Annotated in this window: 30 protein-coding genes and 1 tRNA gene; 10 read left to right on the top strand and 21 right to left on the bottom strand. The window is 71.7% G+C overall.

Going from position 1 to position 26,790, the window contains the following annotated elements; all coding sequences use genetic code 11:
* The 5 genes from ACGFI8_RS17990 to ACGFI8_RS17970 are packed head-to-tail and all read right to left on the bottom strand — an operon-like array spanning window position 1 to window position 4,763.
* Complete coding sequence (locus ACGFI8_RS17990) at window positions 1-822, bottom strand: potassium-transporting ATPase subunit C (RefSeq protein WP_392806079.1); 822 nt, start codon at window positions 820-822, stop codon at window positions 1-3.
* The gene (gene kdpB, locus ACGFI8_RS17985) at window positions 822-2,876 is read right to left on the bottom strand and encodes a potassium-transporting ATPase subunit KdpB (RefSeq protein ID WP_392806076.1); all 2,055 of its coding nucleotides are present in this window, start codon (window positions 2,874-2,876) and stop codon (window positions 822-824) included. The genes ACGFI8_RS17990 and kdpB overlap by 1 nt, the downstream gene beginning before the upstream one ends.
* Window positions 2,873-4,540, bottom strand: a complete 1,668-nt coding sequence (kdpA, locus tag ACGFI8_RS17980) for a potassium-transporting ATPase subunit KdpA (RefSeq protein WP_392806073.1) — start codon at window positions 4,538-4,540, stop codon at window positions 2,873-2,875. Before kdpA ends, kdpB begins: the two co-directional genes overlap by 4 nt.
* The gene (gene kdpF / locus ACGFI8_RS17975; protein WP_392806070.1) at window positions 4,540-4,629 is read right to left on the bottom strand and encodes a K(+)-transporting ATPase subunit F; all 90 of its coding nucleotides are present in this window, start codon (window positions 4,627-4,629) and stop codon (window positions 4,540-4,542) included. The genes kdpA and kdpF overlap by 1 nt, the downstream gene beginning before the upstream one ends.
* A complete protein-coding gene (locus ACGFI8_RS17970) occupies window positions 4,626-4,763 on the bottom strand; it encodes a hypothetical protein (RefSeq protein ID WP_392806067.1) in 138 nt (45 codons plus the stop codon). The genes kdpF and ACGFI8_RS17970 overlap by 4 nt, the downstream gene beginning before the upstream one ends.
* Before the next feature lie 117 nt (window positions 4,764-4,880).
* On the opposite strand from ACGFI8_RS17970, the gene ACGFI8_RS17965 reads away from it, so the two are divergent.
* The 4 genes from ACGFI8_RS17965 (at window position 4,881) to ACGFI8_RS17950 (ending at window position 7,040) form a co-directional block, all read left to right on the top strand.
* A complete protein-coding gene (locus ACGFI8_RS17965; RefSeq protein ID WP_392806064.1) occupies window positions 4,881-5,444 on the top strand; it encodes a hypothetical protein in 564 nt (187 codons plus the stop codon).
* 77 nt (window positions 5,445-5,521) lie between these two features.
* A complete protein-coding gene (locus tag ACGFI8_RS17960) occupies window positions 5,522-5,764 on the top strand; it encodes a hypothetical protein (RefSeq protein WP_392806062.1) in 243 nt (80 codons plus the stop codon).
* On the top strand, window positions 5,761-6,066 hold the full coding sequence (locus tag ACGFI8_RS17955) for a hypothetical protein (RefSeq protein WP_392806059.1): 306 nt from the start codon (window positions 5,761-5,763) through the stop codon (window positions 6,064-6,066). The genes ACGFI8_RS17960 and ACGFI8_RS17955 overlap by 4 nt, the downstream gene beginning before the upstream one ends.
* Entirely contained in the window at window positions 6,063-7,040 is a 978-nt protein-coding gene (locus ACGFI8_RS17950) for a TrmH family RNA methyltransferase (RefSeq protein ID WP_392806056.1), read from the top strand. Before ACGFI8_RS17955 ends, ACGFI8_RS17950 begins: the two co-directional genes overlap by 4 nt.
* 88 nt (window positions 7,041-7,128) lie before the next feature.
* Here the strand turns inward: ACGFI8_RS17950 and ACGFI8_RS17945 are convergent, their stop codons facing one another.
* Both ACGFI8_RS17945 and ACGFI8_RS17940 read right to left on the bottom strand, forming a co-directional pair.
* Window positions 7,129-7,545, bottom strand: a complete 417-nt coding sequence (locus ACGFI8_RS17945; RefSeq protein ID WP_392806053.1) for an ImmA/IrrE family metallo-endopeptidase — start codon at window positions 7,543-7,545, stop codon at window positions 7,129-7,131.
* An 8-nt stretch (window positions 7,546-7,553) separates the two neighbouring features.
* Window positions 7,554-7,985, bottom strand: a complete 432-nt coding sequence (locus tag ACGFI8_RS17940; RefSeq protein WP_392806050.1) for a helix-turn-helix domain-containing protein — start codon at window positions 7,983-7,985, stop codon at window positions 7,554-7,556.
* A gap of 35 nt (window positions 7,986-8,020) precedes the next feature.
* Between ACGFI8_RS17940 and ACGFI8_RS17935 the strand changes: the two genes are divergently transcribed.
* Both ACGFI8_RS17935 and ACGFI8_RS17930 read left to right on the top strand, forming a co-directional pair.
* On the top strand, window positions 8,021-10,081 hold the full coding sequence (locus ACGFI8_RS17935; protein ID WP_392806048.1) for a DUF6545 domain-containing protein: 2,061 nt from the start codon (window positions 8,021-8,023) through the stop codon (window positions 10,079-10,081).
* A 5-nt stretch (window positions 10,082-10,086) separates the two neighbouring features.
* The gene (locus ACGFI8_RS17930) at window positions 10,087-10,725 is read left to right on the top strand and encodes a GPP34 family phosphoprotein (RefSeq protein WP_392806046.1); all 639 of its coding nucleotides are present in this window, start codon (window positions 10,087-10,089) and stop codon (window positions 10,723-10,725) included.
* Between the two features lie 37 nt (window positions 10,726-10,762).
* Here ACGFI8_RS17930 and ACGFI8_RS17925 read toward each other — a convergent pair whose 3' ends face one another.
* Window positions 10,763-11,029, bottom strand: a complete 267-nt coding sequence (locus ACGFI8_RS17925) for an acylphosphatase (protein WP_392806043.1) — start codon at window positions 11,027-11,029, stop codon at window positions 10,763-10,765.
* Window positions 11,030-11,062: 33 nt separating this feature from the next.
* Between ACGFI8_RS17925 and ACGFI8_RS17920 the strand changes: the two genes are divergently transcribed.
* Both ACGFI8_RS17920 and ACGFI8_RS17915 read left to right on the top strand, forming a co-directional pair.
* On the top strand, window positions 11,063-11,734 hold the full coding sequence (locus ACGFI8_RS17920) for a DUF402 domain-containing protein (RefSeq protein WP_392806040.1): 672 nt from the start codon (window positions 11,063-11,065) through the stop codon (window positions 11,732-11,734).
* 82 nt (window positions 11,735-11,816) lie between these two features.
* Window positions 11,817-12,317: an HAD domain-containing protein gene (locus tag ACGFI8_RS17915; protein ID WP_392806037.1), complete on the top strand. Its 501-nt coding sequence runs from the start codon at window positions 11,817-11,819 to the stop codon at window positions 12,315-12,317.
* A gap of 178 nt (window positions 12,318-12,495) precedes the next feature.
* On the opposite strand, the gene ACGFI8_RS17910 is transcribed toward ACGFI8_RS17915, so the two are convergent.
* The gene (locus ACGFI8_RS17910; protein ID WP_392806035.1) at window positions 12,496-14,655 is read right to left on the bottom strand and encodes a hypothetical protein; all 2,160 of its coding nucleotides are present in this window, start codon (window positions 14,653-14,655) and stop codon (window positions 12,496-12,498) included.
* Between the two features lie 102 nt (window positions 14,656-14,757).
* Window positions 14,758-14,878: transfer RNA gene (locus ACGFI8_RS17905), tRNA-OTHER, on the bottom strand.
* Between the two features lie 84 nt (window positions 14,879-14,962).
* On the opposite strand from ACGFI8_RS17905, the gene ACGFI8_RS17900 reads away from it, so the two are divergent.
* Complete coding sequence (locus ACGFI8_RS17900; RefSeq protein WP_392806033.1) at window positions 14,963-15,259, top strand: hypothetical protein; 297 nt, start codon at window positions 14,963-14,965, stop codon at window positions 15,257-15,259.
* A 70-nt stretch (window positions 15,260-15,329) separates the two neighbouring features.
* Here the strand turns inward: ACGFI8_RS17900 and ACGFI8_RS17895 are convergent, their stop codons facing one another.
* The 11 genes from ACGFI8_RS17895 to ACGFI8_RS17845 form a co-directional block, all read right to left on the bottom strand.
* Window positions 15,330-15,701 carry a hypothetical protein gene (locus ACGFI8_RS17895; RefSeq protein WP_392806030.1) on the bottom strand — a complete coding sequence of 124 codons (372 nt, stop codon included), beginning with the start codon at window positions 15,699-15,701 and terminating at the stop codon, window positions 15,330-15,332.
* 13 nt (window positions 15,702-15,714) lie between these two features.
* A complete protein-coding gene (locus tag ACGFI8_RS17890) occupies window positions 15,715-16,263 on the bottom strand; it encodes an NADPH-dependent F420 reductase (protein ID WP_392806028.1) in 549 nt (182 codons plus the stop codon).
* Window positions 16,264-16,860: 597 nt separating this feature from the next.
* Window positions 16,861-17,376, bottom strand: a complete 516-nt coding sequence (locus ACGFI8_RS17885) for a phosphotransferase (protein WP_392806396.1) — start codon at window positions 17,374-17,376, stop codon at window positions 16,861-16,863.
* A gap of 180 nt (window positions 17,377-17,556) precedes the next feature.
* A complete protein-coding gene (locus ACGFI8_RS17880; RefSeq protein WP_392806026.1) occupies window positions 17,557-18,936 on the bottom strand; it encodes a hypothetical protein in 1,380 nt (459 codons plus the stop codon).
* Window positions 18,933-19,457 (bottom strand): SigE family RNA polymerase sigma factor, encoded by a 525-nt coding sequence (locus ACGFI8_RS17875; protein WP_392806024.1) that lies wholly within the window; start codon window positions 19,455-19,457, stop codon window positions 18,933-18,935. Before ACGFI8_RS17875 ends, ACGFI8_RS17880 begins: the two co-directional genes overlap by 4 nt.
* Window positions 19,458-19,626: 169 nt before the next feature.
* Window positions 19,627-20,400, bottom strand: a complete 774-nt coding sequence (locus ACGFI8_RS17870) for a class I SAM-dependent methyltransferase (protein ID WP_392806395.1) — start codon at window positions 20,398-20,400, stop codon at window positions 19,627-19,629.
* Between the two features lie 189 nt (window positions 20,401-20,589).
* Window positions 20,590-21,966, bottom strand: coding sequence for a PQQ-binding-like beta-propeller repeat protein (locus ACGFI8_RS17865; protein ID WP_392806021.1), 1,377 nt, complete (start codon window positions 21,964-21,966; stop codon window positions 20,590-20,592).
* A gap of 347 nt (window positions 21,967-22,313) precedes the next feature.
* Window positions 22,314-23,021 carry a HEAT repeat domain-containing protein gene (locus ACGFI8_RS17860; RefSeq protein WP_392806019.1) on the bottom strand — a complete coding sequence of 236 codons (708 nt, stop codon included), beginning with the start codon at window positions 23,019-23,021 and terminating at the stop codon, window positions 22,314-22,316.
* Between the two features lie 124 nt (window positions 23,022-23,145).
* Window positions 23,146-23,769: a hypothetical protein gene (locus tag ACGFI8_RS17855; RefSeq protein ID WP_392806017.1), complete on the bottom strand. Its 624-nt coding sequence runs from the start codon at window positions 23,767-23,769 to the stop codon at window positions 23,146-23,148.
* Window positions 23,770-24,111: 342 nt separating this feature from the next.
* Entirely contained in the window at window positions 24,112-24,333 is a 222-nt protein-coding gene (locus tag ACGFI8_RS17850; protein WP_392806015.1) for a hypothetical protein, read from the bottom strand.
* Window positions 24,334-24,350: 17 nt separating this feature from the next.
* Entirely contained in the window at window positions 24,351-26,306 is a 1,956-nt protein-coding gene (locus ACGFI8_RS17845; protein ID WP_392806012.1) for an ABC transporter ATP-binding protein, read from the bottom strand.
* Between the two features lie 130 nt (window positions 26,307-26,436).
* Here ACGFI8_RS17845 and ACGFI8_RS17840 point away from each other — a divergent pair, with 130 nt between their 5' ends.
* On the top strand, window positions 26,437-26,727 hold the full coding sequence (locus ACGFI8_RS17840; protein ID WP_392806010.1) for a hypothetical protein: 291 nt from the start codon (window positions 26,437-26,439) through the stop codon (window positions 26,725-26,727).
* Window positions 26,728-26,790: the final 63 nt, after the last annotated feature.

The following is a 26,790-nucleotide window of genomic DNA, read 5'->3' as shown; positions in this document are numbered from 1 at the left end:
TCAGCTCCGGTCCAGAGCGAGGTTGAGTTCCAGGACGTTGACCGCCGGTTCTCCCACGAAGCCGAGGGTACGGCCGTCGGTGTGTTCCTGGACGAGCCGGCGCACCTGCGCCTGGGACAGGCCGCGGGCCGCGGCGACCCGGGGGATCTGCAGGTCGGCGTAGGCGACGCTGATGTCCGGGTCGAGGCCGCTGGCGCTGGCCGTGACCGCGTCGGCGGGCACCGCCGGCCTGGCCGGGGCGTTGCCGCGCACCGGCGTGGTGACGCCGGTGCTGTAGTTCTCGCCGGGCTTGGCGCACTCGACCGGCCGGCCCTCGTACCGGGTGATGAACGGCGTGGCCGGGCACGCCTCGTTGACGCTGACGGCGTGGTCGGGGTACACGGCCAGGACCGCGCCGACGCCGCCCGGCGTGCAGTAGGGCCGGGCCCCGTCGACGTGCTCGAACTCCCCGATCGCCTTGCTGCGGCCGCAGACCTGGGTCAGCAGGCTGGGCTTGCCGGGCTGGTCGACGATGTTCTCCGGGCCGAGGTTGCTCGCCGACGTGGAGGTCGGGTCGTAGCCCTTGCCGGCCGCGGACGGGCGGGACTGGAAGTACTGCTTGAGGGGGTTGCCCTGGGCGTCGGTGAACGACTGCCCGATGAGGGCACTGCCGACGTGCTTGCCGTCGCGGGCGACGAGCGAGCCGTCGGCGTGCCCGGACAGGCCCGGGATGCGGGCGACGGCGACCATGAGCAGCGGGTAGGCCAGGCCGAGCACGATGGTCAGGACGACCAGGGCGCGCAGGGCGGCGAGGTGCTGGGCGAGCCAGGTGGGCAGACGCATCAGGAGATCCCCGGGATGGACATGATGATGAGGTCGATGATCTTGATGCCGATGAACGGCACGATGATCCCGCCGATGCCGTAGACCAGCAGGTTGCGGCGCAGCATCGACGCCGCGCTGGAGGGCCGGTACCGCACGCCGCGCAGCGCCAGCGGGATCAGCGCCACGATGACCAGGGCGTTGAAGATGACCGCGGACAGGATCGCCGAGGTCGGCGAGTGCAGCCGCATGACGTTCAGCGTGTCCAAGCCCGGGTAGATCGCGGCGAACATCGCCGGGATGATCGCGAAGTACTTGGCGATGTCGTTGGCGATCGAAAACGTGGTCAACGCGCCCCGGGTGATGAGCAGCTGCTTGCCGATCTCGACGATCTCGATCAGCTTCGTCGGGTCGGAGTCCAGGTCGACCATGTTGCCGGCCTCCTTGGCCGCCGACGTGCCGGTGTTCATCGCCACACCCACGTCGGCCTGGGCCAGCGCCGGGGCGTCGTTGGTGCCATCCCCGGTCATCGCGACCAGCTTGCCGCCCTGCTGCTCCTTCTTGATCAGGGCCATCTTGTCCTCGGGCGTGGCCTCGGCCAGGAAGTCGTCGACGCCGGCCTCCTCGGCGATGGCCTTCGCGGTCAGCGGGTTGTCACCGGTGATCATCACGGTGCGGATGCCCATCCGGCGCATCTCGTCGAACCGCTCCCGCATCCCCTGCTTCACCACGTCCTTCAGGTGGATCACGCCCAGGGTCCGGGCCGGCTGCCCCGCCAGGTGCTCGGCCACGACCAGCGGCGTGCCGCCGGAGGACGACACCGCGTCCACGATCGACCCGACCTCCTCGGTCGGGCGGCCGCCGTTGTCGCGGACCCATTTCATGACCGCGATCGCGGCGCCCTTGCGCACCTCCCGCCCGTCGACGTCGACGCCGGACATGCGGGTCTGCGCGGTGAACGGCACCCAGACCGCGCCGGCGACCTCGCGCTCGCGCAGGCCGTGGTGTTCCTTGGCGTACACCACGATGCTGCGCCCCTCCGGGGTGGCGTCGGCCAGGCTGGACAGCTGCGCCGCCTCCGCCAGCTCGTCGACGCTCACCCCCTCGACCGGCATCAGGTTCCCGGCCTGCCGGTTGCCCAGCGTGATGGTGCCGGTCTTGTCCAGCAGCAGGGTGTTGACGTCGCCGGCGGCCTCCACCGCCCGGCCGGACATCGCCAGGACGTTGCGCTGCACCAGCCGGTCCATCCCGGCGATGCCGATCGCCGACAGCAGCGCCCCGATCGTGGTCGGGATGAGACAGACCAGCAGTGACACCAGCACGATCCCGGTGACGCCCTCGGCGTTGAGCGCCGCGCTGTCCGGCGCGAACGCCTGCACCGCCTTCGAGTAGATGGCCAGCGGCTGCAGCGTGGCCACCGCGAGCAGGAAGATGATCGTCAGGCTCGCCAGCAGGATGTTCAGCGCGATCTCGTTCGGGGTCTTCTGCCGGTTGGCCCCCTCGACCAGGGCGATCATCCGGTCGATGAACGACTCCCCCGGCTTCTGCGTGATCCGCACGACGATCCGGTCGGACAACACCCGGGTGCCGCCCGTGACCGCGCTGCGGTCGCCGCCGGACTCGCGGATGACCGGCGCGGACTCGCCGGTGATCGCGGACTCGTCGACCGAGGCGATGCCCTCGATGACGTCACCGTCGCCGGGGATGACCTGGCCGGCCTCGACCACCACGACGTCGCCCAGCTTGAGCTCGCTGGCCTGGACCGTGGTCCCGTCGGCCAGGTATGCCACGGTGTCCTGCTTGGCGCGGCGCAGCGTGGCGGCCTGGGCCTTGCCGCGGCCCTCGGCGACGGCCTCGGCGAGGTTGGCGAACAGCACCGTCAGCCACAGCCACGCGGCGATCGCCCACGCGAACACGGCGGGGTGGATGACGGCGAGGACGGTGGTGAAGACCGAGCCGATCTCCACGATGAACATGACCGGGTTGCGCCACAGCGTGGCCGGGTTGAGCTTGCGCAGCGCGTCGGGAATCGACTTCCACAGCTGCTTGGGATCCAACAGACCCGCGGCAATCATGAGTTGCCGAGTCCTTCCGCGAGAGGGCCGAGCGCGACGGCCGGCAGGTAGGTGAGCAGCACGACGATGACCGTGACGCCCACGACCATGCCGATGAACAGGGGTTGGTACGTCCGCAGCGTCCCCGACGACGCCGGCACCGGCTGCTGCCGGGCAAGCGAGCCGGCCAGGCCCAGGACGAAGATCATGGGCAGGAAGCGGCCCAGCAGCATGCACAGGCCCAGCGCGGTGTTGTAGAACTCCGTGTTGGCGCTGATGCCGGCGAACGCTGAGCCGTTGTTGTTCGGCGTCGAGGTGAAGGCGTAGAGCACCTCCGACAGGCCGTGCGCGCCCGGGTTGGCCATCGACGCCCGCGCCGTGGCCGACCCCATCGCGATCGCCGTGCCGACCAGCACCAGCGCCGGGGTGGTCAGCAGGTACAGCGACGCGAACTTGATCTCCCGCGAGCCGATCTTCTTGCCGAGGTACTCCGGGGTGCGCCCCACCATGAGCCCGGCCACGAAGACCGTGATGATGGCGAGGATGAGCATGCCGTACAGCCCGGAACCCACACCACCGGGCGCGACCTCGCCGAGCATCATGTTCAACATCGTCATCATGCCGCCCAGCGCCGTGTAGGAGTCGTGGGCCGAGTCCACCGCACCGGTCGACGTCAGCGTGGTCGCCGTCGCGAACGTCGCCGACTGCGGCACGCCGAACCGGGTCTCGATGCCCTCGGTGGCGGCGCCGACCGCGGTCGGGACCGTGCCGCCGTGGTGCAGCTGCAGCGCGTTGAGCGCGATCACGCTGCCGATCGCCAGGATCGCCATGATGCCGGCGATCGCCAGGCCCTGGCGCTTGTCGCCGACCATCCGGCCGAACACCCGCGGCAGGCTGAACGGGATGAGCAGGATCAGGAAGACCTGCAGCCAGTTCGTCCAGCTCGTCGGGTTCTCGAACGGATGCGCGCTGTTGGCGTTGTAGAACCCGCCGCCGTTCGTGCCCAGCTCCTTGATCACCTCCTGCGAGGCCACCGGCCCGCCGGTGATGTGCTGCGCCCCACCCGCCAGGGTGGTCACGTCGGTGCCGGCGGACAGGTTCTGCACCATGCCAGCGGCGACGAACACGATCGTGCCCAGCACCGCGATCGGCAGCAGGATCCGCACGCAGACGCGGACCAGGTCGACCCAGAAGTTGCCGAGCTGATCGGTCCTCGACCGGGCGAACCCTCGCACCAGCGCCACCGCCACGGCGACCCCGACGGCCGCGGAGGTGAAGTTCTGCACCGCCAACCCCGCCATCTGCACCAGGTGACCCATCGTCGACTCACCCGAGTACGACTGCCAGTTCGTGTTCGTCACGAAGCTGACCGCGGTGTTCCACGCCTGGTCCGGCTTGACCGGGGCGAACCCGAGGCTGAGCCACAGATGGTTCTGCACCCGCTGGAACAGGTACAACGCCAGGATCGACACCGCCGAGAACGCCAGCACACTGCGCGCGTAGACGCCCCACGACTGCTCGCCGGCGGGGTTGACGCCGACCGCGCGGTAGAGGACCTTCTCCGCGCGCAGGTGGCGGGTCGTGGTGATCGCCCGGTACATGTAGTCGCCGAAGGGGCGATGCACCAGCACCAGCACCACGATCAGCGAGAGGATGAACAGCACACCGGCTGCCGTCTGGCTCATCAGAACCGTTCCGGGAAGAGTAGGGCGACGATCAGGAACGCGGCCAGCGCGATCGCGAGGATGAGGCCGACGAGGTTCTCGACGCTCACAGCCGCTCCACCGCCCGCACCGCCAGGCCGAGGACCGCGAACGCCACGATCGTCAGCAGCACGAAGACCACATCAGCCACCGGAGTGCCTCCTTCAGCTCTGCGGCCCTGCCACCAGGGCCCACGGAAAGTCAAGGTCGACGCCGCAGGACTGCCCAGGCGCGTTGACGAAATCCCTACGCCGCCGCCGCGTTTCTTGACGCGTTCTTCACGCGACTACGCTTCCGGCGTGACCCCGGCGCGCACGCCACCGTGACCGCCGCCGGCCTGCTCGGCTACGCCGCCGCCGCGCTGGACACCGCCGCCGCGCTCGGCGAGGAGACCGGGGTCGTCGGCGTCTCCGCCGGGGCGGTGCTGGCCACGTGGCTGGCCGCCTACCGGCCGGGTGTCGTGCGCCGGCTGCTCGTGCTCGCGCCGCTCTACGGCCCGCACGCCGGGCAGGTGCCCGCCGCGGTGCGGGTGCCGATGCAGGTGCTCTACGGCCTGGGCGCGCTGCCGGACCGGCGCAACGCCCGCGGCTACTCCTATCGCGCCGTCGCGCAGTACCTGCGAATCGTGGCCAACTACCCGGCGGCGTTCCCGGCCGCCGGCCCGCGACGCGTCGCGGCGGTCCTGGCGCCGGGCGACACGACCGTGGACGAGCGACTGGCCTTCGCGGTGCCGGCAAGCCTGGCCCGCGCCGCCGGCGCCTCACTCCACCTCGACACCCTGCCGTCCGACCTGGGGCTGGGGCACGACATCATCTCGCCGCACCGGCTCGGCCCGCACGCGGAGACGCTCAACGAGCGCTACGTCACGCTCTATGAGGGTTCCTGACCGCTCCGCGCCGCCAGCCATGGAAAATCCGTGGTGGTGCGCCGAACCGGGCTGCTATCAACGTCGCGTGAGCGCCGTTGAGCCGTAGTCTGCACACCGATCCGTACCGCCTGCGCGCCGCCCGCCGGGCCGGTGGCCCGGTTGCCGTGCGGGCCCGCCCGCCGCGGCCCGGGTTCGTTCACCCGGCCGAGCCCGCCGACGTCACCCGGGTCCTCGAGTTCTTCGGGCCGGCCGCCACCTACGGGCTGCGCCGCGTCGAGTTGCGCCAGCGGCCGGCCGGCGCCGGGCCGGTCGTGGCGCGCTGCGGGTGCCGGGGGTGATACTGCTGTTCGAGCAGCCGGAGCCGCCGTGGGTGCTGCCCGGCCGGCTCACCGGCGCCGCCGCCCGGCGGCTGGAGCGCGCCGGGGCCCGCGTCGCCGAGGGCGCGGCCGCGACCCGGGTCGACTGGCCGGGCGGGGCGCTGCGCGACTTCGTGCTCTTCGACGGGCTCATGCACGAGATCGGCCATCACGCAGTACAGCACGCCGCGAACAAGCGCACGCCCGCGATGCGCACCGCCGACCACGAGCGGCGCGCCGACGCGTTCGCCGCGCGGGCGCGGGCCTCCTGGGCGGCGCGTTGACTCGGCTGATCGGGGACGGTCTGGAGAACCCGGCCAACGCCCGGGCGCTGATCGCGGCGGCGGAGATGTTCTCGGTACGGTGCGGCTTCCGCGACGGCCGGGGCCTGCCCCTCGGACTGTCCACCGTGGACACTGCTGAGCTGCTCGGCGCACCGCTCGTCGCCGTGGACAACGCGCCGGGGGCCGAGTCGGTGTACCGCGCGGCGCCGGTCCGCGGCGCGGCGTCGGTCGTGGTCGGCAACGAACGCCGCGGCATCCGGCCCGACCTGCTGCGCGCCGCGACCCGCACGGTGCAGATTCCGATGCCGGGGCGCGGGGTGAACACGCTCAACGTCGCCACCGCCGCGGCCGTGGCGCTGTACTACCTGCTCGGCGCGGCCGGGCGGCGCGTCGTGCGCGGGCCGCGGCCGGAGTCGCAGCGACCCGGGGTGCTGCTGGCCGCGCCCGGCGACCACGTCGAGGCCGGCAGCTCGCTGCGCTCGGCGGCCGCGTTCGGCTGGCCGTCCGTCGCTGTCGAGGACCGCGACAAGGTGTGGTTCGGCACCCCGCGGCCGGTGCGGGCCGAGGGGCGCGCCGCCGCCCGCAGCCACCGCAACCCGCTGCGGGTCGTGCCCGCGCCGGGCGGGCCGGATCCGGCGTATACCAGGATCGTCGTCTGCTCGCCGGGCGCGGACGGCCCGCCGGTGCACCGGGCCGACCTCACCGGGGCCGGCACGCTGCTCGTCATCCCCGACACCGGCTGGGAGCCGCCGCCGGGCGCCGAGTTCGCCCGGGTCGACGCGCCGGGCGCGGCCGGCCGGTATCGCTTCGTCACCGGCATCGTGCTCGCCGAGGCGGCCCGTCAGCTCGGCCCGCGCCCGACCGGCGCCGCGCCCCGCCCGCCGCGCCGCGGGCTGTCCTACGGCAGCGGCCTCGTCCTGGACGCACCCGCCGACGCGGACGTGGTCGAGCCGTGGGAGCTGCTGCGGTACTGAACCACGCGCCACCGTGACCCGGCGCCGGGGTGTGACCGAAACCCGGAGCCGTCTGGCCGTCATCAACCAGCTCAGGTCGTCGTCGCTGCTAATCGCGCAGGCGCTGCAGGACGACGGTGCCAAACCACTCGCAGCGCTGCTCGATCATCTCGTCGTAGCCGGAGCGGGCGCAGGCATGCAGGGCCGGCTCGCCCGGGAGCGGGTCGCCGCGGTCGTCGAAGAGCATGTGGCCGAACTCGTGGCCGATGATCTGGGTGCGGCGCAGCGGCGGGGCGGACTCGTCGACGAAGACGTAGTCGGCGGTCTCCCCCATCACCCACAGGCCATGCGGGCCCTCCGGCGGCATCGGGTGGTGGCGGATCTCGATCGGGCGGCCGCGGCGCCGCTCGATCCCCGTGTGCAGCTCGGCGAGCGTGAACGTGCCGGCCAGGCCGAGACCGTCGAGGACCGCCCCGGCCTCCCGGACCAGGGTCAGCACGAGCGCGTCGTCGCTGTACCGGGACATCTCCTGCCTCAGCCGGGAACGTCGTGCGCGCCGGACCTCCGGCGACGCTGGGCCGCCTCGAGCCGGGCCACCTCGTCGATGATGCGGATGACCGCCGCCGCGCCCTCCGGGGACAGCCGCCGCTCGACCATGCGCAGCGCGACCTGCGAGACGCCGGGCTGGCGCAGCGCGGCGGCGAGCGCGGCGCTGTGCTCGTCCGGCGCCGGGGCGTCGCGCCGGCCGCCGGTGACGAAGTGGTCGATCGGCACGCCGAAGAAGCGGGCCAGGGCCTCCATCTCCGACCAGCGCGGGTCGCTGGCCGTGCCGGAGCGCAGCTTGCTGAGGTGGGTGTGGGACAGCCCGCACGCGGCGGCGACGTGCCGGACGCTGTAGGGCTTCCCCGTCTGGGGGCTGCACACCGTCCAGAACAGCTGGTCGAGCCGCTCCGCGAACGAGGCCATGGGCTGAGGCTAGCATGGGAACACATCAATCGGGGGTGAGCTTGGCGCGCATCCGGTCCGGCCGGCGCGAGCTCGGCACCCGGGGCCTGACGATGATCCTCATCAGCGCCTCCGGGCCGATGACCGTGCTCGTCGGCGGCCTGGAGACCACGTTCGCGGTCAGCGGCAACGTCGGCACGCCGCTGGCGTATCCCGTGCTGGCCGCCGTCCTCGCGCTGTTCTCCGCCGGCTACGCCGCGATGAGCCGGCTGGTGCGCAGCGCCGGCGGCTTCTACCCGTACGTCGTGCTGGGCCTCGGCCGCGGCTGGGGCATCGCGGCGTCGTTCGTCGCGGTGGTCGCCTACAGCGCCGTGCAGACCGCGCTGTTCGGCCTCTTCGGCGCCGTCGCCCGCGCGTTCGCCGCCGCGCACCTCGGCGTCGCCCTGCCGTGGTGGGCGTGGTCCGCGGCCGCGCTCGCCGTCATCGGCGCGCTCGGCGTGCGCGGCATCGACCTCAACGCCAGGGTCCTGGCCGTCCTGCTGGGCCTGGAGATCGGCGCGGTACTGCTGTTCGACGCCGCCGCGCTCACCCACCCGGCCGGCGGGGCGGCGAGCCTGGCCGGGCTGGCGCCGCAGCACCTGCTGCAACCGGGCCTCGGCGTCGTGTTCGCCTTCGCCGTCGCCGGCTACCTCGGCTTCGAGCAGGGCGCGGTGTACAGCGAGGAGGTCCGCGACCCCGCCGGCACGGTCGCACGGGCCACCTACCTGGCGCTGGCGGTCACCGGCGTGCTGTACACGATCACGGCCTGGGCGATGACCGTCGGCGCCGGCCCGGACAAGGTGGTGGCGCTCGCCAGCTCCGGCCTGCCGTTCTCGATCATCGCCGCCGCGTTCGGCGACCCGCTCGCGACGGTCGCGAACGGGCTCCTCGTCACCAGCGTCTTCGCGTGCCTGCTGAGCGTCCACAACTGCGTGGCCCGGTACGTGTTCGCGATGGCCCGCGACCGGCTGCTACCCGGCCCGCTCGCGCGCACCGGGCGCCGCTACGCCGCGCCGGCGACCGGGTCGCTGGCGCAGAGCGGGGCGTCGGCGGTGACGCTCGTCGCGTTCGCCGTCTTCGGCCTGGATCCGATGCTCGACCTGTTCGTCTGGCTGTCGTACCTCGGCGCGCTGGGCGTCCTGCTGCTGCTCGCGCTCACCTCGGCCGCGGTGATCGGCTTCTTCCGGCGCCGGCCGGGCGCGCCGCGCTGGAGCACCCGCTTCGCGCCCGCGCTCGCCGTCGCCGGCCTGGCCCCGATCGTCGGCGTCACGGGCGCGGGCGCGGGCGCGGTCTTCGGCGCCGGCCCCGGCTCGCCGGCCACCTGGGTGCTGACCGGGCTGGTGGCGGCGGGCGCCGTGGCCGGGCTCCGCTACGCGACGGCGTTGCGACGGGGCAACCCGGCCGCCTACGCCGATCTCGGTGCCAACGCGCTGCGCCGCGCCGGCGCGGGCGCTCCGCTCGTCGTCGCCGGGGGCACCCGCCCCGACGCCGCCCGCCCGCAACGCCCGATCCGGCTTGGCCGGCTTCGCGACGCCGACCCGGACCGGTCGCCCCGCCCCGCCGGTGACCGGCGGCCGCCGTGCCGGCTGCGGGCGCTCTACACCGTCGCCCGGCTCTGGCCGCTGTGGCGCCGTGTCCGGGCGGCCGTGCCCGAGGTCGCGCTCCTGCCGCGGTACCGCGGACCGGCCGCCCTGCGCTCGCTGGCCCGCCACGCCCCGCTCGCCGCGCTGCGCATGCCGGTGGAGATCCTCGACGCCTGCGCGGTGCTCGCCCCTTGGGTGCCGCCGCGCGCCTGGGCCGTCGCCCGCGACGAGGCGCGGCGGCGCTGCCCACGCCCGGCGGACCGGCCGATCCACGTCGAGGCGGCGGTGCTGGCCGTGGCCCTGCGCGCCCGGACCGGCCCGGTGGCGGCGGCACTGCCCGACGCGCCCGCGGAGCCCCTGTTCCCGGCCGATCTCGCGCCTTCGGCGACGGTGCGGCATCTCGTACTCGTGGCTCGCGCCCTGCGCCGGTCGGGCGTCGTGCGGGCCACCCTGCGCGGGGTAGCCCCCGGGCCGGCCCCGGCCCCCGCGCGGTAGTCGCCGTGCCGCCGCGGCGATCCCTGCACGCCGAGTACTTCCTGCTGGCGCACGACGGGTACTCCGGCCGCCCGCACATCGACGCCGCGCTGCTCGGCGCCGGCGTCGCGGGCGCTCTGCTGGGCGAGCTCACCCTCGCCGGCCACCTCGCGCTCGACGGCGGCGTGCCGCGGGTCACCGGCCTGCCCGCCGACGCGGTCGCAGCGTCCACAGTGGACATCCTGCGCCGCGGCCGGCACGGCGTGGAGCGCTGGATCGAGCTGCTGGCCGGGGCGGCGTACGCGATGGTCGGCGACGACCTGGTCCGCTCGGGCGTGGTCCACCGGCCGCCGGCCGGGCGGCTGGCGCGGCTGGGCCGCGCGCGGGCGCGGTACGTGGCCACGGACGCGCTGGCCGGCGCGGCGCCCCGGGTGCTGCTGCGGCACGCGGCCGACGCGGGGACCACCGACGAGCGCATCGGGACGCTGGCCGCCCTGGCGCTCGCCACCGGCCTCGAGGGTGTGGTCGCCGACGGGGCGAACCGCGCGGCGCTCGGCCGGCTGCGCGCCATGGCGGCCGAGGTGTCGGGCGACGCGGGCACAGTCGTCGAGGCCGTGAGGGCGGCCGCGGCGGCGATCGCCCTGACCCCGCGCCGCGGCCAGTGACGGCCGACGCCTCACCCGCCTCCGCGTGCGGACCAGCTCATCGGATGCTGAACCCGGTCAGCCCCTCCGGCGGCCCGTCGCGCACCTCGACGCCGGTGACGTGGGCCGACTCGGGCCCGCGGCCGGCCCACGCCACGAGCGCGTCAACCGCCTCGTCGTCACCCTCGAACACGGCCTCCACCCGGCCGTCGGGCAGGTTGCGCACCCAGCCGGCGACCCCGCGCGTCTCGGCGGCGCGTCGGCACGTGTCGCGGAAGAACACGCCCTGCACCCGGCCGGAGACGAGCACCCGTTTGCGGATCATTGTCCGACGGTACCGCCGCTAGACTACGCAGGCGTGACGTTCGATGCCGGCCGCGAGGTGCTCTACCGGGACTTCCGCGGCGACGGGGAGCTGGTCCTGGTGATGCCGCAGCGCGTAGTGTCCGACGACGAGCGTGGGCTGCTGACCTGGCGGCCGATCGGCACGCCGTGGCTGTTCCGGCGCACGGCCGACGGCCGCGACCGGCGCGAGGTCCCGTTCCGCGAGCGGCACACCGTCCAGTGGCGGCTCGCGCCGATGGTCTGGGGCGGGCTGCACGTGCTGCACCTGTTCCGGCCGGGTCGCGCGCACTCGGTGTGGTGGATGTTCGACCCGGACTTCATCCTCCGCCGTTGGTACGTCAACCTCGAGGCCCCGCCGGCCCGCTGGGACGACGGCGCGGACGGGACCGCCGGCGTCGACACGTTCGACCACGCCCTCGACATCGTCGTGGAGCCGGACCGCGCGTGGCGGTGGAAGGACGAGGGCGAGTACCTCGAGCGGGTGGGGCACCCCGCCTACTGGACCTCCGCGCAGGCCGCCGGCATCCGCGCCGAGGGCGAGCGGGTCGCCGCGGACGTCGAGGCGGGCGCGTTCCCGTTCGACGGCACGTGGCGCGACTTCCGGCCCGGCCCGTCGTGGCCGGTACCGCGGCTACCGGAGCGCGGCTGGGACCGCAGGCGGGTCCTCACCGGACCGGCGTCCTGACACCGCGGCCCCGCGTGCCCGCGCTTGGCTGCCTGATCAACGATACGGTTCGGGAGTGCTTCCTGGCATCGCGCGACAACCGTTGATCTTCCTCGACGTGGACGGCGTGCTCATCCCGTTCCGGGCCCGGCCGGCCGGCACGGATCGCCCCTCGACCGGGCACGCGACAGACGCCCACGACGGCGCCGGCAATCCTCTCCTCGATCGGCTCGATCCCGGGGATGGACGACACCTCCTCGCCCTGCTGGGCGAACTGGTCTGGGCGACCACGTGGATGGCGGAGGCGAACGACGTTGTTTCGCCGCGGCTCGGTCTTCCGGCACTGCCCGTCGTCGACTGGCCGGACACCGACGAGGAAGCCCCACGCGGCGTGCACTGGAAGACGGTGTCCCTCACTCGATGGGCAGCGGGACGTCCGTTCGTCTGGCTCGACGACGAGACAACCGATGCCGACCGGCGCTGGGTCGCCGCACACCACCCCCAGCCGGCGCTGCTGCACCGCGTCGACCCATATCTGGGACTTACCGACGCAGACTTCTCGGCGGTGCGGCATTGGCTCGCACAGCGCAACGAATCCGCTTGATCAGCTGCGCGCTGATGCCGCGAGTCGCGGGCTGCGAAACGTCATGGCGACGTGCCGAGCCGGCTTGCGGTGGTAGCCGAGGAGAGCGCGGGCGCTGAATACCAGATCCTCCGCTTGCGCGGAGGTCCCGAATCGAACGGAATAGTAGGAAGCGCCCCCATGGCCTCGGCTGTCGCCGCTACGCAGGGATCAGCTCGCTGAGCCGATCCAGTGTATATGCCTCCGATTCGTCCGGCAGGTCCTCGGGCGCCTCGATGCCGATGAACGTGATCGGCTCGTCCGGCAGCCGGCCGTTCCACGTCATCACCTCGGCCCGTGCGCGCCACCGGTCGACAAGGTAGGACACGGTGAGGTAACGCCGCTCCATCAGTGCTCGTACCCGGTCGGCCGTGTTGAACGTGTTCTCCTCCACCCGGTTGAACGACGGCATGCCCCGCAGGTACAGGTGCAGCCACACGGCCTGCCAGCCACGCTCGCCCTTGGCGAACACCATCGGCAGCGCGACCCGGCCCTGGCCGCGCATGTGCGAACGCGCCCGCACGGTCCGTGCGTCGAACGGGGCGCCGCGCTGGTCTCGTGTGCGGGTCTGATACCCGAACATCGACTCGGCGACCTCATCGAACGACTCACCCACATAGATGTAGACCTGCGGAACCACATAGTGCCCGCGGACCGTCAACGGCACGTCGATGAACTCGGTCGCACCGTTCGTCGCGTCGGTGAGGTCGCCGGAGTGCACCACGCCGTCATGGTGATAGTTCGTCCAGGACACCTGGCCCGTGGTGTGGAAGTTGTCGTCGAGCAGCAGCATCGACAGGTCGTAGTCGGTGCGACGACTGGTCTGGCGCCAGTATGTGAAGAAGCGCAGCAGCTCACCGGAGACCGATGTCCGCGAGCCCCTCGGCAGCACCGCAAACCCGCCTTCGCCAGCCTTGCCGGACAGCGGCAGCGCGACATCGAGCACCTCCGGGTCCACCACCAGCGGTCGCTGCGGCTCCGGCAGCCGGGCGCTGATCTCCGCGTCGAGCAGGGCCGACAACTCGGCCACCAGCCCGGCCGGCAGCGGTGGCCGCTCGTCCGGCCCGATCCACGCGCGCCGCGAGCGGTTCGCGTACATCCGGGCCGACGCGGGCGTCAGCCGGTTGTCGACATGCTCCCGCAGCGAGCAGAGCACCCGGCCCGACGCCGAGCCGAGCGCGCCCGTGACTGCTTCCACCACAACGGATCGCTCCGATGCCGACGCCAGCCGCAGCAGCCGGTCCGCTGAGCGCAGGAGCAGACCCGGCGCAGCCGACAGCACCGACGCGGCCGGGCCGACGGCTCCGGCGCGGATCGCCGCCTCCGCGCGGCCGGCGAGGTTGCGTACCCGCCGCTCGCCACGCGCGACTGCGAACACCTCCCGCGCGTGCGGCCACTCGGCGTACTCGTGCGGGTGCAGACGCTCCCCGAGCCGCTTCCACCGCTGCGCGTAACGCACGACGTCACCGAGCTTGTCCGGGCTCGCCCCGACGACCTCGTTCAGCGCGCCCAGCAGGACCCGCCGCTCCCGGCGCCGGAAGGCACGAAATCGCGTGGGCGTCACGAGCGAGGCATCCCCGCCGGAGACCTGGCAGGCAAGGCGCAGCACGTCGGTCGTAGTGTTCACGGCGACCAGCGGCCGGCCGAGGACGAGCCGGACCCCGTTGAGCACGGCACGGTTCTCCCGCATCGGGATCTGCGCCGGCTGCGTGCCGTCCACGCAGGCGACTGCGAGCTGACTGAGGATCGCGAGGTCCGCCTCGCCGTGCGGCGTCGAACTACCGGCCAGGGCCAGATAGAGCCGCTCTGCCTCCACGTCGGCGGTGTCGCCGAGCCGCAGCAGGGTCACCCGGTCACCGGCCGCGGTGATCAGCGCGTCGTGCGCGGCCAGCAGGTCGGCGTAGGTGTGCTGGTAGGTGCCGTAGCCCGGCAAGTCGAGCAGGTTCACCCCGCCCGAGACGACCGCGTCCCGCAGTTGCGCGTCGGTCGCCGTGCCGCCGCCGGTGAGTACGGCCGCACGCAGCCGCTCCGTCCAGAACTCGACGGTGTCCGGCACGTCGTGCGGGAAGCCGATGAAATAGGCGTTGTGCTGAACATGGTCGCCGACCAGCTCGCGCACCGCGGACACGACCGCGGCGGCGAGATCCAGCGCCGGCCCGGGGGCCAGCGCGCCGATGTGTTCCAGCAGAGCCCGCGACGCCGAAAACCCGACATCGAGCAGCGCCGCATCCAATTGCCGGGCCACCGGCGTGCCGTCGCCGGCCGCGCCAGTGCTCGCCGGCACGCGCAATGTCTTCTGGATGATCAGCTTCTCGAGCACACGGTCCTCCGTTTCCGCCGGTTGTGCCCGCGACAAGGGGTCAGGCCGGACGCCGACCCGGGAGTCAGCTCCGGCAGTTGCCGGCTTGCGGCAGCGGCACAGTGGGTCGCCGGGGACTCGAACCCCGAACACTTCGATCCAGAAGGAAGCGCTCCCATGACCGCACAGGCGGGGAGCGGACGCGCTACACAGCCGAATGCTCTACCAGTTGAGCTAGCGACCCACGGGCCGATCATCGCACGGGCCGAATCGACGAGGCTATCGAGTTACGGCGTCGCCGCCGTCATACGCACGATGTTCCGTGCTGGTGAGCAGCTACGACGAGGACAAGAGGTTCGATCTGTGTGTCGAACCGGAAGGCATGTCGTACACCTTCCCGCCTGAGCGGCAGATCGTCTTGCTGTTCGTGGAGGACTCCATGGACTTCGAGGTGAGCCATACCCCGGACGCGCTCGTCATTTGGCGCCCCGCCAACACGGAGGTAAGGGCTGGCCCGGTCGGCGGACCGATGGAGCGGATTGGCGGCCGGCGCGAGAATCCCTCCTGGATGGACGACGGAGGTAGCAAGAGCCTCCGATCTTTGTGCCCTGAAAAGAACTGGTGATCGGGAGTGTCCGCTTGCTCAGCTGACCGCTCATGCCGTGGCCCGCGCGCATGTCACTGCAGCGACGGCGTCAGGTCGTCGGCTGCCGGCCGTCCTCCCACCGGGCGGACGCCCACGCCCGCTCGAACTCGTCGCGGTGTATCTCCTGGTCCGGAAGCTGTGGATCGAAGAGATCTACCAGGGGCGGGTTGAAGGGCCAGTCCTGCGGGTCCGTCTTGATCGCGGTCCCGTCCTCGGCCACCTCCACCTGTCGGATACGGCGGCCGTCAGGCCCGACCTCCGTCAGGTACGTCGCCGGATCGTCGCCGTCCCACTCCTGACGCAGATAGACAACCTGCCGGTCGGCGAGTGCACCGAAGCCGGGGAGGGCGCGCTGGGCGTCGCGCTTGGAGCGTAGCGCGTCCAGGCCGGCGCGCGGCCCGCTCGCGTTTGCGGTCGGCACACCGTGATGTTGATCAGAATTGTCCGGGGCCGGCCATGCGGTAGAAGAAGGGTCCGAGCCCGGCAGAGGCGACGGCTTGGATGAGCGGAAGATGGTCTTCCAGCATGCGGGCGTGCTCCAGGTCCCCGACGAAGACGGGGTCGAAGCCGGCGTCGACGATCAATTGCTCGGCGACCTGCCGGGCGTCTGGGTCGGCAGCGAATAGGTTGCTCGGCCGGACCCGTTGCTGTCCGATCTGGTCGTAGATCACCGCCCAGTTGGTGTTGAAGCTCTTGGCGGTCGGACCACCGATGATGGACTTGACCTCGTGCGCCTGCGACACGAACTGGGCGGAGCGTTGCCCGTAGGCGTTGGTCGCATCGATGGTCACCTTGCCGCCGATGCCGGTCACGTTCGCCAACGCCGCCGCGATTGCCTGCCCGGGCACGGCGACCAGGACCACGTCGGCCGCCGATCCGTCACCGCCGTCACGTCCCAATGTGATGACCTCGTGCCCGGCCTTCGACCAGATCCCGGCCAGCCCGCCGCCGATTCGGCCCCTACCCACCGTGACGATCTTCATGTGTGCCCCTCACTGGTTGCCTGACCACGACCTTGGGCGGTGTTTCAGATCTTTCCACGGTGCCCGCGACCGGAGCACGATACCCGAACGCGAAGCCGTCAGGTCCCGTCGAGGCCAAGGTGGCGGTGTCCAGGTCAAGATTGCGGACGATCTTGCGGCGTCCGAAGCCAAGATCCACCGAATCCGCCAGCAAGACTTGGACACCCGGCACCCGAATCGTCCACGTCTACATGGCGGACTCCTGCTCACGGCTCGCCGAGCTCGTCATCTCTTCTTCCGCGCCCGGCTTCGAGGACGGGCCGCGTCGGCGGCGTTGGAGTTCGGCGACTCGCTGGTGCTGCTGGACGTTGCTGGGCCGGTACCGGCCGAGGCATGGGATTCCTGGATCGAGCTGGCGGTGCCGTCCGACCAGGTCGAGGTCTACCCCCTGTGACCTGTCGTCGGTTGCGGAGGAGGTCGAACTTGGCTCGGCCGTACATCTGCCGCTTGATCATTTTGATGCGGTTGGCGTTGCCCTCGACCGGGCCGGAGCTGAAGGGCAGGCTCAATCCAGCGGTTCCCGCCAGAGCCCTGTTCTCGCGGACGTTACCAGACGTGTCACTCGAACAGGTGCCGGTTGGCGCGGCTCCAGCTGATCCGTTCCGCCGCCGCGTCGAGAACTCCGCTCTCCCGCCACGCGACCTGCGGCTGTCGCCCCTGCGTCGCGAGCTGGCGGGCCCGCTCCCACACTGCCCGCTGCTGAGCGATGACCTCATCGACCAGGCCCGCGGTCGAGCTGAGACCGTACGCCTCGGCGAACAACTCCAATCTGCGTCGCCGGTCCGGCGGTACGGAATATCCCAGCCACCGCAGGCAGGTGCGGTCGTCGCGAAATGGCGCGACGTACTCCAACGCGTAGGCGACATCGTGGATCGGTCGGGCCGGCCAGGCATAGTCCCAGTCCAGGATGCCCACGGGCCGACTGCCGCGCCATACCAGGTTCCACGGACCGAAGTCACCGTGACAGATCAGCTCACCCGCGCCGACGGCGCCGACGTGGGCTGCCCACCCCGCCTCGGCGGCCGGACGGAACCCACGCACCGCCTCGTGGTAATCGCGCAGGAGACGAGCCATCGCCACCAGGCCCTCGTCGTCGACGACCTTGGCCCACCCCTCACGACCGGACTCCCCATCGATGTAACTGAGAACCTCCCGGCCGTCGTCATCGATGCCGAGCAGCCGAGGAGCGTGCCGAAAACCGATCTCCTCGAGATACCGCAGCAGTTCGTGGATGGTCGTGGACGGCGCGGGGTCTCAACGATCTCGTCGCCACCGGGCGTTCTCCCGCATGATCCTGGACCAGGATCGCCGATCGACCCATGTCCTCAGCAGCCAGAGACCGATCACGGCGAGCAGCACGAGGACCGTCTCACGCCACCACCACGTCCACGGAAAGTCCGAGGTGCCGAACACCGTGGGATGCGGACGCCCGGCCAACGCCTCCGACGCCCAGACCAGGCATTCGCTGTTCAGTCGTGACTCGACGACGATCATCGGCGTGATCGCCCCGTTCACGACGAGCCCGGTGCCTGCGGTCTTGGTGTCCCGGTCGTACAGCGACACGACCGGCGTTGACCCCGCCCAGTCGGATCCGCATTCGCTGGTCCAGCCGGGCACCCGGACGGGATCTCCGGTCTGACTGCCGTCGGCAAGCGAGAACCGGCGCAGCCATCTGTCGGCGGTCCCATCCTCACGCACCAGCAGACTCGTCCCGTCCGGCGAGACCGGCCCGATGCCGACCGCGCGGATCTCCTCCCGCCACGGCGAGGACGGCCGCAGGGTCACCGTGCGGGTCACCTGGCCGTCGAGCCGGGTCACCTCGGCTACGACGGGCCCGGCTGGCGGCCCGCCGTCATCCAGCATGCGCAGCCACACCATGCTGTCGGGGCCGGCCCATCCGGCCAGCACCGACCGTTGGCCGGAAGGCTGCTCGACGAAGGTGACCTGCCCGTCGGGCCCGAGCACGGCCGCCCCGCTGTGCGTGGCTCGGATCGTGCCGTCGCGCATGTCGACCCGCTCCGCGGGAAGGCCGAGGCGCAGCCCGTCCGGGGACCAGCGTCCGACCAAGTGGGGGTTGATGCTGTAGTACGAGTAGGACGGGCCGAGCGGGGCATTTTCGAACTGTGGGTACCGCGTTCGTTCGCCGGTGACGAGGTTGTGCACGACGTATGCCGCCCCGGCGTCCGGCTGGTATCCGACCCGACGCCCGTCGGGTGCGAGCACCGGAGTCGGCAGGTTCCCGATGCCGGCGCCGATCGGGAGTCGCCAGCGATGCCCGCTCTCGGTGACGACGTACCACCGTTCCGGGTCGCTGACCAACGCCGCGATCGGGCCGGGTCGATCCGGTAGGTCACGCACCCACCACTGATGGCCGATCCGTTGCGGGCGGCCCGTGACACCGGGACCGTCTTCTGCATGGGACGGGCCGATGCTGGGCACGCCGCCGACCAACGGAACGGCCACGACCGCGCTCACCGCCAGCATGGCCGCGACGATCACGCCGCCGGCCAGACGGCCGCGGATTCGTCGGCGCCGCCCGGCGATCCGTGCCCTGGTCGCGAGATCATTCCGTACGACATGTGGCGCGACCTCGGCGACGAGCTCGTCGAACGCGTCGCGAAGTGAACCCGTCATCGCCCCTCCATCGATGTGTCGACCAGGACCGAACCCAGCTCCGGGGCGAGTTCGCGCAGCCGCGCCAGGGCATGCCTGGTCTGCGATTTGACCGTGTTCACAGAACAGCCGAGCACATCGGCGGCCTGGCTCTCGGTCAGGTCCTCATAGAAGCGCAGGACGAGGACGGCCCGTTGCCGGTGAGTCAGCCGGGCCAGCGCGTCACGCAGGACAAGCCGCCGTGTCACGGTCTCCGCGTCGTCGTCAGCGCCGCGCAGTTCCGGCCGCTGCTCCGTCGCGGTCTGCTCCACCCTGCGCCGGCGAACATGTCTGCGCCAACCGTCCACCGCGCACGTGTACAGCACACGCCGCACATACGGCTCGGGGTCACCGAGCCGCGCCACCGACGCCCACCGCCCGGCGACACGGGCGAGCGCATCCTGGAGCAGGTCCTCGGCCAACTGCCGGTCCCCGGTCAACAAATATGCGGTGCGCGCCAGCGCCGCCGAACGCGCACGCACGAACACCTCGAAGTCATCCACCGACACCTCCCTGCCACGTACACGTTCGCCGGCCCCGGATTGGGTGGAAGCGCAGCAACCGCGTGCGCTCCCTACCGCCCGCGGACGCCCTTGGATCGCGGCGGTGATGGCCTACGGAACGTCACGACGAACTGGATCGCTCAGCTCGCGGACATGCTGATATGAACGGTCAGCGCGCCCGGCCGAGCGTGGTCCATGCGGAGGCGACGATGTCGATAGGCCCCTCCCGGGGAAGCAGCGCCGCCCACCGACCACGCAGCGCATCACGTCGCCTCGCGTCCAGCCCTTTGACGTATTCGCCCGCTGGGCCCACTCCGAGCGTGAACGGCTCCCACCACTCGTCGAAACTCGCGAAACTCGCCCGAACCGTCAGCACAGTGGACTCGATGTCGCGCAACCCGGCCGCGGCGAACAACTCGGCAAGATGCCCCTCCCGGGCGCCGGCGTGTGTTGACTCGTCGCGTGCGTGCGGATCGAGGTCCAGGACAGCTTTCCAGAACGCCGTCAGTGGACCACCGCCACCGGCGTGATCCCACACGCAGGCGGCGACCACATCCCCGCGACGCGTGACCCGGGCCATTTCCCGCAGCCCGGCCACCGGGTCGTCCATGAAGGGCACGACCAATTGAGCAAACGCGTAGCCGAATACACCGTCGGGGAACGGCAGCCGCTCCGCGGCGGCGCGGCGGATGTCGACCGCGGGAAAGCGGGAACGGGCCGCCGTGACAAATGCACCCGACGGGTCGACCGCGGACACGGCTCCGGCCCCGAGGCGCCCGACGAGCTCCGCCGTCAACGCTCCGGTCCCGCAACCGACGTCCAACGCCTGTCGCCCCTCCGTGAGGCGGGCGAATTCCACAAACTTCGCTGCCAACGGCTCGGAATACCGACCCATGAACCGGCCGTAAGCGTCTGCGGCAACCTCGAAGCTCACTCCGCGCATCCTAGTCGTGGCCATTGATCAACCGCTGCGGAGTCCGCTCAGGCGCCGATCGTGCACGCGAGGCCGTGTTACGTTGGTCGATGCAGGGGCGAGGTGATCAGGACGATCAGGGCACCGGCGCTGCCCGCTGACTCGCCGGCCCCGTCATCGGAGACGGAGCTCACCGAGCCGGGCCGGCGTCCAGGTCGGTCACGGGAGCGCCCAGACGAACAGGGCGCCGGCCGCGACGCAGGCCAGGCGGGAGTCCGTGGCGGCGCACCGCGCGTCGCGGTTGAAGTCGTGCGTCCGACCGATCACCCGCACCGTGCCGTCGGCCGGGTCGAGGCGGCCGATCACGGCATCGCCGAGGTTCGTCGTCCGCCAGACGAACGGCCCTGACCCCGTGGAGCCGAAAATCGGGAGCCAGCCCTTCAGGCGCCACCGGACCGCGCCGGTGTCGCCGGCGAACGCCACGAGGCCGTTGGGCGCGTCCCGGGCCTGGGGATGCGCGACGAGCACCAGACCGCCGGCCGGATACAAGACCCCGGAGCCGTAGCCGTCGGCCTGCCACAGCCGGGCGCCCGTCGCCGCGTCGAGCACGTCGGTACCTTCCCCGGTGAGGACGCAGTACCGGCCGTCCAGGCACGGGTACGGCCCGTTGTGGGCCGCGTCGCCCGCCCAGTGCCACAGCAGCCGCCCGGAGACACGGTCGTACACGTCGGCGCCCCGGCCGCCGGCCCGGTACACCACCTGCTGCCCGGACACGCCGTCCTCGTGCCGGGCGACCGGGCCGGACCAGTCCAGCCGGTAGGTGGCCGCGAGCGCACCGGTACGCACGTCATGGACCCGCAGCACACCGCCGGCGTCCAGGTCGGTCAGGCCCGTGAGGACCGGGTAGGTGGTCATGGACAGGCTCGGCACCGTGCCCGGCGGCATCTCGACGGACCACACGACCCGGCCGGTATCCGGCTCGACCGCGACGTACCGCTCGTCATTGGGCACCATCGGCAGCGCCACCGCCGGGTCCTCCGGGTCGCCGTAGGACGTGTCCAGCCCCTCCGCCAGGCTCCGCCACACGCGATCGTTGAGCAGCACCAGGCGTCCGGGCGGGTCAGCCAGCCCGACCACCCACCCCTCCGCCCGCTCCCAGCGCACCGCCCCGGTAGCGGCGTCGAGCGCGAAGATCCGCCGAGTGCCCTCGCCGGCATGCTCCTCCTGCAGCAACACGATTCGGTCGGTGGCCACGACCGGCTCGGCCCGGTCCAGCGACCGGCGCCACAGCAGCCCGCCGCCGGCCGCATCGACCGCCTCGATGACCGTCCCCGCCTCGACGACCGTCCCGTCCCGGCTGAGCTGGGGGCGGACCAGGTAGAGCTGGCCGCCGCCGGCCAGGACGGTGATCACCTGGAGGCCGGGCCCGTACAGCGGTGCCAGGTCGCGCCGCGCGCCGGCCCCGGACAGCAGCCCGACCACGAGCGCCAGCACGACGGCCAGCCGGAGCGGACGCCGCCGACGACGCGGCGGGGGCTGCCCGGGCGGCGGCTCCCAGGGTGTCGTGATGTCGAGCTCGATCATCGCGTCCGGCACGGATCCCTCCCTCACCCGAGAGCATTTCACGACCGGGTCGCCACGCGGCAGACAGACCTTCACCGACGGCCCGCGCGGCTGCCGTAGTGTTCGCCGTCGCCCCCCCGCAGGGCGGTGTCGCGCCACCCCGATCCGTGCTGTAGGGCCAATCTGCCCGGTAAGTCGGCTGACGGGGCTCGGGCAGATGCGTAGGCTTCCGGTCATCTCGCCAATATCTGGAACAGTCGCGGCAGGGTGACGGCCAGGATCGTGCGTCCCGCCGCGATGTCCCAGATGCGCAGGACCCGGTCGGCGCAGCTGGTCGCTACGACAGGATGGCTTCAGTAGCGGCTGGCTTGTCGGTCATTTCACGGCAGACGGCCGAGCGCCTGCTGGGCGCGACGACGGATGGTGTCTCGTTCGTGGTCCAGTAGGCGCTCCAACGCCGGGCGGGCATTGGCGGCCCGAATCCTGCGAACCGCTGAAATCGCGTGCAGCACGACGTCATCGTCGGAGAGTAGGTCGACGAGGATTTCGATTACGGTGCTCCGGTTCGCGCGACCGCCGATGCGCGGCAGCGCATCGACCGGCATCTGGCGGGCAGTGCCGTAGGACGGCTCACGGACAAGGTCGACGACGTCGGCGAACACCGTGCTGTCGGCGACGATGGCGATCGCGTTGCCGACCGCCCAGCGCACGGGGTCGAGGGAGACAGTCCGGAACTGCCGCACCATGAGGGGTCCCGCCACCGGACGGGCGTCACGGGTACTCAGCGAACGGATCAGCCCTTCGCGCAGCCGCTCTCGGGCGTCGTCGGACGGCAGTTCGTCGACCCGGTTCAGCCACGCCATCAGGATCGGTATCGCGGCGGGGTACCGCTCGGTGGTGTTTACCAGGTCCCAGACGTCGCTGATCACAATTCCGGCGTCTTCCAGGTCCTGGACGAGGCCTCGCTCCAGTTCGGGAACCGGACGCCTGCGCGCCAGCCGGCGGTCGATCATGAACCTGGTCACGGCTCGGCCCTCTTTGCGGATGCCGGCAGCGGCACTGTCGTCGTCGACCACGGTGGCGATCATCGCATTTGCGCCACATCCGTTACTCGAATACAGAACGCGGCGTTCATGCCATCCGCTCGGGGCGGATGGCCACGTGCGAGCTTCGCTGTCCTGAGTCAACCGCTCGTCGACTTCGGCCCATGGGTCAGCCGATGATCAGTCTGCCGATGACTCCGGTGGCGGAGAGCAGGCCGATGACTGTCAGCGCGCCGGTTGCCGCCAGGGCGCTGCCGACCCAGGCTCGCCGCGCTCGCCCCGGCCCCAGCGTGATCCAGGCGAGAGCGGCGAAGCCGAGTCCTTCCAGCATGAACCAGGGCTCGTTGAAGAACAGGTCCTGCAGGTCGGCGGTGCGGGTGTCGATCGAGGCCCACACCGCCTCGGGGTAGCGAACGTCGAGCAGTCCGGCCAGGCTGAGCACCCGTTGTACGGCATCGATGATTCCGTGCATGCCGCAGCCGACGGCGATCACCCAGCACACGGCGAGCAGGACGGGTCCCACCCGGCGCCGTGGCCACAGCGGCAGCATCGCGATCGGCAGCACCGCAGCGATGAGCAGAATGATCGTCGCCGCCATGTTGAGCATTCTGAAGGCGCTTGGGTTCGCAGGCCGGCCGGGCAGGAACGCAGTGCCGCCAACCGCGTAGTAGCCCCGGTACAGCGCGTAGCAGAGCCCCCAGCCGGCGACCGCGGCACTGGCCCACGCCAGCCGGGACGGCTTCGCATCGGCACGCGGGCTCGCACCCCGCCGGGTGCGCGCGGCACTGTCCACTGTCGACCCTCCTGATCGGTTGGCGTCCTTCACCGGCCGACCCCGGCGCGGCATCCGCGCGGCGTCGGAACGGGCGCAACGCATCCTAACCAGAGTTGATCAGAGCTGGGTCGTCCAACATCAACAGACCCGCCGCACGGCCCCGTTCGGCCAACTCCTCATCCGCGTCGACAAAACGAGTGGTTGACCCGACGTCGTAATGTCCGTCTGTGACGCGCATCATCGTGCCGCTGCTGGCGACGGTACTGTTCGGTGGACTGGCCGCCCTACTGATATGGGGGCGTCCGCACGGCCGAGCGGAAGAGCGACGCCGTCGGCGCGAGAACGAAAGGCACAAGTCCCCTATCGGGACCGTGTTGGCGACACTGCTTGGTCCGCTTGGTTCACCGGCCTGGTGTGCGCCGCCTGCGCGGTCGCCACACTCATCATGACGGTGGCCGCGATCGTTCGCTGAAGACGGTTGTCACCGTCACCGTGCACCAGGTGGTGCGGGAGTTTGAGATTGACGATGGCGCCGTCGTCGGTGCGGTGCGTGGCGATCGCGACGTGGTTGGCCAGCAGCATGCGCTCGGCGGCTGGATTCAGGTGGCGAGGTATCCGGAGGCTTGGAGTCGGAACAATTCGGCGTAGCGGCCGCCGGCGGCCATGAGCGTGTCGTGGGTGCCGTCTTCGACGATCCGGCCGTGGTGCAGCACGTAGATGTGGTCGGCGTGGCGGACATTGGCCAGCCGGTGGGTGATCAGCAGCGTGGTGGTGCGGCCTTGGCGGTCGCGGATGGCCTGGAACAGGGTGTCCTCGGCACGCGGATCGAGGGCCGAGGAGGGTTCGTCCATGATGAGCAGGTCGGCGGTGCGCAGGAAGCCGCGGGCTGCGGTGATGCGCTGCCACTGCCCGCCGGAGAGGTCCTGACCGTTGGCGAACTGGCGGTCCAGCAGCGTCTCGTAGCCGTGCGGCAGCTCGATGATCATGTCGTGGGCGGCGGCCCGTGCGGCGGCGGCCTCGATACGGGCCCGGTCAGGTTCGGCGGCGCTGTCACCGATGGCGATGTTCGTGGCGGCGGTGAACGGCCACTTGTGGTACTCCTGCGTCACCACCGCGATCCGGGTATGCAGCGCCTCGGGGTCCCATTCGTTGACGGGACGGCCGTTCCAGGCGATGACGCCCATGTCGGGGCTGCGGAGCCCGGCGATCATCGAGGCGAGGGTGGTCTTGCCGGAGCCGTTCTCACCGACGAACGCGACGGTCTGCCCCGCATGGACGGTGAGCGTGACGTTGTCGACCGCGGGGGTGGCGCGTTCGGGGTAGGCGAGGCTGACGCCGCGCACGTCGATTCGCTGTAGCGGTCCGGGCATGTCCCGAGCCGCCGCGTCGGCGGCCGCGGGCAGGTAGTCGGCGGCTCGGGCCATGAAGCCCGTGTAATCACTGAAGTGTTGTCCGTCGGTGTAGATCCGGTCGATCTGCAAGGTCACGGTCGTCAGCGAGCGCTGCGCGGTCTGTACCGCGATGACGCACGTCGCCGCGGCGGCGATCGGGATCTGGCCACGCAGCAGCAGGATGCCGAGCATGGCGTAGACGCCGACGGTGGCCAGGCCGCCGATAACGGAGCCGACGCTCGTGGTCGTGGTGACCCGGCGCGCCAGCGCCAGCTGGATGTCGGTCTCGGCACCCATGACCCGGTCGTACTGGTCGAGCAGGAACCGGCGCAGCCCGTAGGAGCGCAGCTCGGCCGCGGAGTCGCGTTCGGCCATGAGCCGATGCAGCAGCCACAGCCGGCGGCGGCGCACCGACCCGGCGATGAACGTCTGGTAGCGCTGGTGGCCGGCGCGCAGCGACGCCCACGCGTTCGGCAGGGTCGCCACCAGCAACGCCAGCAGGAGCAGCGGGTGGATGATCACGACGGCCGCGGCGACGGCGAGCAGGCCGGCGAGCCCCGCGAGCAGGTTCATCGCGCCCTGCACGAGTCCGACGGCCGAGTCCGTACCGCGGGACGCGCGCTCCATGTCGTCGGCGAACGCGTCCGCGTCGAACGCGTCGAGCCGAACAGCGGTGGTGACCTCGAACAGCGAGCGCTCCACCTCCCGGTCCACCCGCGGGGTGAGGCCGTTCTGCGCGTAGCCACTGGCGATGCCCAGCCCGGCCCGCAGCCCGGTGATCGCGGCGAGCGCCGTGAGCGCGGGCAGCGCCGCGGTGACCCGCTGCGGTGTCGGCCCGCCGGCGAACAGCTCGACCAGGACCTCCCGGGTGGCGAGCAGCCCAAACGAGGCGAGGGCACCGCCGCCGATAGTGGCCACCGTGACGAGCACGGTGCGCGTCCGATCCGCTCGCCAGCTCAGCCGCACGGCCGCGGCAAGGAGCCGTGGCAATTCGGCGAACACGGCGAGCATGCCGGCCTTGGCCCGGGCCCGCACGCCGCTTTCCCACCACATCTCGCGCAGCTCCGGCAGGATCGACTCGGCGTCGCCTGGTTGGCCTTGCCGCGGGATCTTGCGCTCGTTCCTGGTAGTGCTGACCGGCTCGTCGACGCTGGATGTTGCCAACGGGTACGTCCTTTCTCGCACAGTTCTTTCAGGCGGCTGGTCCTGGCGATGGAGTGCGGAGCGGGCTGTCGGCGGGCGGGGTCGGTTCCGGGACAGGCATGACACTCACCCACCCCAGACAGGAAGACACATGGAAATGTATCGGCACATCACGGCCGCGGTCATCGCGGCGGCGGTGCTGGTTCTCGGCGCCGGCTGCGCCGACACCGCCGCGGAGGAGACCGCGGCCGGCGCCTCGGCGTGCGCCGCCGCACTCGAACCCGTCGCCGGTCAGGCGCAAGGCTCGGAGCTGCGCGCCTCGCTCGCGAGCCTCGTCGCCGCGCTCAAGCAGTACAACGCCGGCGACGGCTACGACCACGTCGACACGGTGCTGAAGGCAAGCCGGGAGACGACGGACGCACTGATCAAGTCCTGTCCCTGACGGCTGGCGTGCGGAGTTCCGCACGTCAGGTCAGTGAAGCGGGGCCAGGCCCGGTCGACGACG

Source organism: Dactylosporangium sp. NPDC048998 (genome assembly GCF_043197855.1).
Classification (GTDB): Bacteria; Actinomycetota; Actinomycetes; order Mycobacteriales; family Micromonosporaceae; genus Dactylosporangium.
The sequence above is the reverse complement of the archived record's forward strand: the minus strand, read 5'-3'. Positions and strand labels throughout refer to the sequence as shown.